This is a genomic window from Streptomyces sp. NPDC059455 (assembly GCF_042750115.1).
In the GTDB taxonomy this organism is placed as follows: domain Bacteria; phylum Actinomycetota; class Actinomycetes; order Streptomycetales; family Streptomycetaceae; genus Streptomyces; species Streptomyces endocoffeicus.
Genome location: NZ_JBHYVB010000058.1, coordinates 48,254 through 55,407, shown reverse-complemented (window position 1 = coordinate 55,407; position 7,154 = coordinate 48,254). Strand labels below are relative to the sequence as shown.

The 7,154-nt window shown below is 72.9% G+C and carries 4 protein-coding genes and 1 pseudogene; all 5 read left to right on the top strand.

Features of this window, described 5'->3' with window-relative positions:
• Positions 1-232 precede the first annotated feature (232 nt).
• A complete protein-coding gene (locus tag ACFXB5_RS21890; protein WP_385210392.1) occupies positions 233-1,477 on the top strand; it encodes a cytochrome P450 in 1,245 nt (414 codons plus the stop codon).
• A 298-nt stretch (positions 1,478-1,775) separates the two neighbouring features.
• Positions 1,776-3,659 carry a methylmalonyl-CoA mutase small subunit gene (gene mutA, locus ACFXB5_RS21885; RefSeq protein WP_385210389.1) on the top strand — a complete coding sequence of 628 codons (1,884 nt, stop codon included), beginning with the start codon at positions 1,776-1,778 and terminating at the stop codon, positions 3,657-3,659.
• On the top strand, positions 3,659-5,887 hold the full coding sequence (gene scpA, locus ACFXB5_RS21880; RefSeq protein ID WP_385210386.1) for a methylmalonyl-CoA mutase: 2,229 nt from the start codon (positions 3,659-3,661) through the stop codon (positions 5,885-5,887). Before mutA ends, scpA begins: the two co-directional genes overlap by 1 nt.
• Positions 5,887-6,939 (top strand): methylmalonyl Co-A mutase-associated GTPase MeaB, encoded by a 1,053-nt coding sequence (gene meaB, locus ACFXB5_RS21875; protein WP_385210384.1) that lies wholly within the window; start codon positions 5,887-5,889, stop codon positions 6,937-6,939. The genes scpA and meaB overlap by 1 nt, the downstream gene beginning before the upstream one ends.
• A pseudogene (locus tag ACFXB5_RS21870) lies at positions 6,932-7,154 on the top strand (ferric iron reductase); the annotation flags it as partial. The gene meaB and the pseudogene ACFXB5_RS21870, both read left to right, overlap by 8 nt.

The window sequence follows — 7,154 nt, the reverse complement described above, 5'->3', positions numbered from 1 at the left end:
TTCTCTAACACCCCCACCGCCCGCGCGTCGTGGGTGTGGGCGTCCATCCTCTTGGTGGGACGCGGGGGGGGGGGGGGGGGCGCCACGGCCGGGGGGCGGGCCGGTCCCACCCCCGCCCCCCCCCCCCCCTCCCGGCCACCACATTTCACCACCGGCGTGCACATCGCCTGGACGGGCTGGAATGGCTCACCCGTCCAGGCGCCGGGGACGCCACGGCCTAGAGTCGGGATCCATGCAGAACACCGCGAACGCCGCCGGAACGGACGGCCCGGAGCTCGTTGACACCGCCCCGCTGATCGAGGACCTCTACCCGGCCCTGGCCAAGCTGCGCGAGGCCGGCCCGGTCCACCGGATCGCCGGCACCGACGGACGCCCCGCCTGGCTGGTGACCCGTTACGAGGATGTACGGCGGCTGTTCGCCGATCCGCGCCTCGCCCTGGACAAGCGCCACGCCGCGCCGGGCAACTACAGCGGCTTCTCCCTGCCGCCCGCCCTCGACACCAATCTGCTCAACATGGACCCCCCGGACCACACCCGGGTGCGCCGTCTGGTGGTCAAGGCGTTCACCCCCGGCCGCGTGGAGAAGATGCGCGAACCGGTCCGGCGGGTCGCCGACGAGCTCCTCGACGCCATCGAGCCCGACGGCCGCGCGGACCTCCTGGCCGCCTATGCCGGGCAGTTGCCGATCATCGTCATCTGCGATCTGCTCGGCGTCCCGCAGCGCGACCGGCGCGACTTCCGGGCCTGGAGTGACGCCCTGATCACCCCCGATCCGGCGCGGCCGGGCGCGGCGAAGGAAGCGGTCGGCAGCATGCTGCGCTTCTACACCGAGCTGATCGCGAAGAAGCGCGCCGAGCCCGCGGACGATCTGCTCTCGGATCTGATCCGGGTCCGTGACGACGAGGCCGGGGACGGCGGCGACGGTGACGGCGACGGCAGGCTCAGCGAGCACGAACTGACCTCGCTCGCCTTCCTCATCCTCCTCGCGGGCTACGAGAACACCGTCCATCTGATCGCCAACTCGGTGCTCACCCTGCTCGACCACCCCACGGTCCTCCAGGAGCTGCGCGAGGATCCGAGCGGTCTCGCGGCCGCCTTCGACGAGCTGGCGCGGTACGAGGGCCCCGCGACGCTGGGGATCCGCCGCTTCCCGCTGGAGGACATCGAGATCGGCGGTGTGACCATCCCCGCCGGGGAGACCGTGTTGCTGTCGGCGGCCGCGGCCCACCGTGACCCGGCCCACTTCAAGGATCCGGACGACTTCAATCCACATCTTGGCCGGTCCGGTCACCTTGCGCTCGGCCATGGCATCCACTACTGCCTCGGCGCGCCGCTGGCCCGAATGGAGATGGAAACCGCTCTGGCCGCGCTGCTTCGCCGTTTCCCGGGGCTGCGGCTGGACGTCCCGAGGGAGCGGCTCCGGTGGCGGCCGACGATCCGCGCGCGTGGCCTGATCTCACTGCCTGTCGCATGGTGATCGGGGGAAGCGAACAGGTTTTTGATGCATAACCCCCCGCCGATGCGGTAAAAAGGTCTTCGAGCCCGCCCGGTGTGCATCCCCCGTCGCACCGGGCGGGCCTCTGTGCGTCCGGGGCGCCGGCGACGGAGCGAGCACGCGTCCTGTGCCCCGCGGCCGGCCCATCCGCCTCACCCACCCCGGCCGTGGGCCGCCGTTACCCCTGAAATCCCTAGTACTCACCCCTGAGATCACTAGAGAGTAAGCTCACAGCCCTAACCACTGCTCCGGCTTTAGCGGACCCCATTAGCCTCCTCCTATGACGGTCCTGCCCGACGGGCTTCCCCTAGCCGACGATTTCCCGGAAGTGACGCGAGACCAATGGCGCCACCTCGTCGAAGGCGTGCTGCGTAAAACCGGCACCTCGGACGCCGTGGGCGCCGAGGCCGAAGAGGCCCTCGCGACCGCACTCGAGGACGGAATCACCGTCCACCCCCTCTACACCGCCGACGACGCCCCCGAGGACGCCGGATTCCCCGGTTTCGCACCCTTCGTGCGCGGCGGCCGGGCCGAGGGCTCCGCCGTGTCCGGCTGGGACGTACGCCAGCGGCACGCCCACCCCGATCCGGCGCACACCAACCAGGCGATCCTCGCCGACCTGGAGAACGGCGCCGGTTCGGTCTGGCTCGCCGTCGGCGCGGCCGGGGTGCCGGTGGACGCCCTGCCCGAGGCGCTGAAGGGGGTCTATCTCGACCTCGCCACCGTCGCCCTCGACGCGGGCGCCGACTTCGAGGCCGCCGCCCGCGCCCTGCTGCGGCTCTATTCCGGCCGCGAGGTGCCGCCGGGCGCCGCGCTCGGCAACCTCGGCGCGGACCCGCTGGGCCTCGCGGCCCGTACCGGACGCGATGACGGCCTGGCCGGGCAGCTCGCCGCCGCGGCCGACCTCGCCCGGATCTGCGACCGCGACCACCCGGGGGTGCGGGCCTTCGCCGTGGACGCGATGCCGTACCACGAGGCGGGCGCCGGGGCCGCCCAGGAGCTCGGCTGCTCCCTCGCCGCCGCCGTGGCGTATCTGCGCACCCTCACCGGGGAGGGGCTGAGCGTCGAAGCCGCCTGCGCGCAGCTGGAGTTCCGCTACGCGGCCACCGCCGACCAGTTCCTCACCATCGCCAAGCTCCGGGCCGCCCGGCGCCTGTGGGCACGCGTGGCGCAGGCGTGCGGCGCGCCCTCCGAGGCGCGCGCCCAGCGCCAGCACGCGGTGACCTCGCCGGTGATGATGACCCGGCGCGACCCCTGGGTGAACATGCTGCGCACCACCGTGGCCACCCTCGCCGCGGGCGTCGGCGGCGCGGACGCGGTCACCGTGCTGCCCTTCGACAGCGCCATCGGCCTCCCCGACGACTCCGCCCGGCGCATCGCCCGCAACACCTCCACGATCCTGCTGGAGGAGTCGCATCTGGCCCGGGTGATCGACCCGGCCGGCGGCTCCTGGTACGTCGAGAAGCTCACCGACGACGTCGCCCGCGCCGCCTGGGCCTGGTTCCAGGAGATCGAGCGCGCCGGGGGCATGGCCGCGGCCCTCGCCTCCGGGCTGGTCCGCGACCGGCTCGCGGAGACCTGGGCCCGCCGCGGCCGCGCCCTCGCCCGCCGCAAGGAGCCGATCACCGGCGTCAGCGAGTTCCCGAACCTCGCCGAGCGGCCCGTCGAGCGCGACCCCGCGCCCGAGCGGCCCGGCGGCGGACTGCCGAGGGTGCGCCGCGACGAGGCGTACGAGGCGCTGCGCACCCGCTCCGACGCCCATCTGGCGGCCGAGGGCGGCCGGCCCAGGATCTTCCTGGCCGCGCTGGGCCCCGCCGCCGCGCACACCGCCCGCGCCTCCTTCGCCTCCAACCTGTTCCAGGCGGGCGGGATCGAGGCGGTCCACGAACCGGTCACCGTGACCGCGGAGACGGCCGCCGAGGCGTTCACCGCCAGCGGCGCCCGCGTGGCCTGCCTGTGCTCCAGCGACAAGCTGTACGCGGAGGAGGCGGCCGCCGTGGCCGAGCGGCTGAAGGCGGCCGGGGCGACCCGGGTCTACCTGGCCGGACGGCCGGGGGCACAACAGGACGAGTACGAGCGGGCCGGAGTGGACGGATACGTCTTCGCGGGCTGCGACGCGGTCGAGGTGCTCTCCTCGGCTCTGGACACCATGGGGGTGGCGTGATGACGGGCTCTTCGCTGGAGCCCGGGAAGATCCCGGACTTCTCGGCGGTCGATCTGGACGGACCGGCCGAAGGCCCGGTGCCCAGCTCCGCTGACTGGGCCGCCGCGTTCCAGAACGGCGCGGGCAAGGGCGTGGAGGACCTGGTGTGGGACACCCCCGAGGGCATCGGGGTCAAACCGCTCTACACCGCCGAGGACCTCGAGGGCGTCGACTTCCTGGGCACCTACCCCGGCGCCGCGCCCTATCTGCGCGGCCCGTACCCGACGATGTACGTCAACCAGCCCTGGACCATCCGGCAGTACGCGGGCTTCTCCACCGCCGAGGAGTCCAACGCCTTCTACCGCCGCAATCTCGCGGCCGGGCAGAAGGGCCTGTCGGTCGCCTTCGACCTGCCCACCCACCGGGGCTACGACAGCGACCACCCCCGGGTCACCGGTGACGTCGGCATGGCGGGCGTGGCCATCGACTCCATCTACGACATGCGGCAGCTCTTCGACGGCATCCCGCTGGACCGGATGAGCGTGTCGATGACGATGAACGGCGCGGTGCTGCCCGTGCTCGCGCTCTACATCGTGGCCGCCGAGGAACAGGGCGTACCGCCCGAGAAGCTGGCCGGGACCATTCAGAACGACATCCTCAAGGAGTTCATGGTCCGCAACACCTACATCTATCCGCCGCAGCCGTCGATGCGGATCATCTCCGACATCTTCGCCTTCACCTCGCAGCGGATGCCGCGCTACAACTCCATCTCCATCTCCGGCTACCACATCCAGGAGGCCGGAGCCACGGCCGATCTGGAGCTGGCGTACACCCTCGCCGACGGTGTGGAGTATCTGCGGGCCGGTATGGACGCCGGGATGGACGTGGACGCCTTCGCGCCCCGGCTGTCGTTCTTCTGGGCCATCGGCATGAACTTCTTCATGGAGGTCGCCAAGCTGCGGGCGGCGCGGCTGCTGTGGGCCAAGCTGGTCAAGCAGTTCGACCCGAAGAACCCCAAGTCGCTCAGCTTGCGCACCCATTCGCAGACCTCCGGCTGGTCGCTGACCGCCCAGGACGTCTACAACAACGTGGCGCGCACCTGTGTGGAGGCCATGGCCGCCACCCAGGGCCACACCCAGTCGCTGCACACCAACGCCCTGGACGAGGCGCTCGCGCTGCCCACCGACTTCTCGGCGCGCATCGCCCGCAACACCCAGATCCTGCTCCAGCAGGAGTCGGGCACCACCCGGGTCATCGACCCGTGGGGCGGCAGCGCGTACGTCGAGAAGCTGACGTACGACCTGGCGCGGCGGGCCTGGCAGCACATCGAGGAGGTCGAGGCGGCCGGCGGCATGGCCAAGGCCATCGACGCGGGCATCCCCAAGCTGCGCGTCGAGGAGGCCGCGGCCCGCACCCAGGCGCGCATCGACTCCGGGCGCCAGCCGGTGATCGGCGTCAACAAGTACCGGGTCGACAGCGATGAGGCGATCGAGGTCCGCGCGGTCGACAACTCCGTGGTGCGCGCCGAGCAGATCGAGAAGCTGCGGCGGCTGCGCGCCGAGCGCGACGAGGCCGTCTGCCAGGACGCCCTGCGTGCCCTGACCGCGGCCGCCGAGTCCGGGCCGGGCGCGGGCCTGGAGGGCAATCTGCTGGCCCTGGCCGTGGACGCCGCCCGCGCCAAGGCCACCGTGGGCGAGATCTCCGACGCGCTGGAGAAGGTCTATGGCCGCCACTCCGGCCAGATCCGTACGATCGCCGGTGTGTACCGAGACGAGGCCGGACCGTCGTCCGGCGTGGACCGCACCCGCACGCTGGTCGAGGCGTTCGAGCGCGAGGAGGGCCGCCGCCCCCGCATCCTGGTCGCCAAGATGGGCCAGGACGGGCATGACCGCGGCCAGAAGGTGATCGCCACCGCCTTCGCCGACCTGGGCTTCGACGTCGACGTCGGCCCGCTGTTCCAGACCCCCGAGGAGGTCGCGCGGCAGGCGGTGGAGGCCGATGTGCACATCGTCGGCGTGTCGTCGCTCGCGGCCGGCCACCTCACGCTGGTGCCCGCGCTGCGCGAGCAGCTGGCCGAGGCGGGGCGCGAGGACATCACGATCGTGGTCGGCGGAGTCATCCCGCCGCAGGACGTCCAGACCCTGCACGAGGCCGGTGCCGCCGCCGTCTTCCTGCCGGGCACGGTCATCCCCGACGCCGCCCACGACCTGGTACGGAAGCTGGCCGCCGATCTCGGCCACGAGCTGTAATGCCACGGACGATCGACGTCGAGGAGTACGCCAAGGGCGTACTCGACGGCAAGCGCGCGTATATCGCGCGTGCGATCACGCTCGTCGAGTCCACCCGCCCCGACCACCACGACCTCGCCCAGCGGCTGCTCGTCGAGTTGCTCCCGCACACCGGCGGGGCCCGGCGGATCGGCATCAGCGGGGTGCCCGGTGTCGGCAAGTCCACCTTCATCGACGCCCTGGGCACCATGCTCACCGGGGTCGGCCATAAGGTCGCGGTCCTGGCCGTCGACCCCTCGTCGACCCGCACCGGCGGCTCCATCCTGGGCGACAAGACCCGGATGGAGCGGCTGGCGGTCGATCCAGGTGCCTTCGTACGGCCCTCGCCCAGCGCCGGGACGCTGGGCGGGGTCGCCCGCGCCACCCGCGAGTCCATGGTCGTCATGGAGGCCGCGGGCTATGACGTGGTGCTGGTGGAGACCGTGGGCGTGGGCCAGTCCGAGACCGCGGTGGCCAACATGGTCGACTCCTTCCTGCTGCTCTCCCTGGCCCGCACCGGCGATCAGCTCCCGGGCCTCAAGAAGGGCGTCCTGGAGCTGGCCGACGTGGTCACCATCAACAAGGCCGACGGACCCCACGCACGGGACGCCAAGTCGGCGGCCCGCGAACTGGCGGGCGCGCTGAGGCTGTTGCAGCCGCCGGACGCGCCCTGGAACCCGCCGGTGCTCACCTGCAGCGCCCGCGAGTCCACCGGGCTCGATGTGGTGTGGGAGCGCCTGGAGCAGCACCGCCGGGTGCTGGAGGCCACGGGCGCGCTGCACGCCAAGCGGCGCGACCAGCAGGTGGACTGGACCTGGTCGATGGTGCGCGACCAGCTGCTCGCGCGGCTGCACGCCCACCCCGAGGTGCGGCGGCTCGGGCCCGAGCTGGAGCAGCGGGTCCGCGAGGGCGCGCTGACGGCCACGCTGGCGGCGGACCGGCTGCTGGAGGCGTTCCAGGGCCCGGCTGACGGCGGAGCGTCCCGGGCTTTGGCCGACGGTGGAGCGTTCCAGCCCCCGGCCGACGGTGGATGAGGCGCCGCTGCCGGACGCGGCGCGGGTCGGGCCGTTCTTCGCGCTGCGCACCGGCAGTGGCGATCCGGAGGCGGAGGGGTACGCGCGGATCGGCGAGGCGTACCGGCTGACCGGCGCGGGCGCCGCCGGGCCGGTGCTGCGCGCCCGTGTCCTGGGGGGCGCGCGGGGGGCGCGGCGCCGCGGCGAGCCTCGCGGGGCGCGCGGGCGCGGCGCGC

Coding starts and splice junctions, on each gene's coding strand:
- meaB (WP_385210384.1), top strand. CDS start 5,887: ATGCCACGGACGATCGACGTCGAGGAGTACGCCAAGGGCGTACTCGAC.
- mutA (WP_385210389.1), top strand. CDS start 1,776: ATGACGGTCCTGCCCGACGGGCTTCCCCTAGCCGACGATTTCCCGGAA.
- ACFXB5_RS21890 (WP_385210392.1), top strand. CDS start 233: ATGCAGAACACCGCGAACGCCGCCGGAACGGACGGCCCGGAGCTCGTT.
- scpA (WP_385210386.1), top strand. CDS start 3,659: ATGACGGGCTCTTCGCTGGAGCCCGGGAAGATCCCGGACTTCTCGGCG.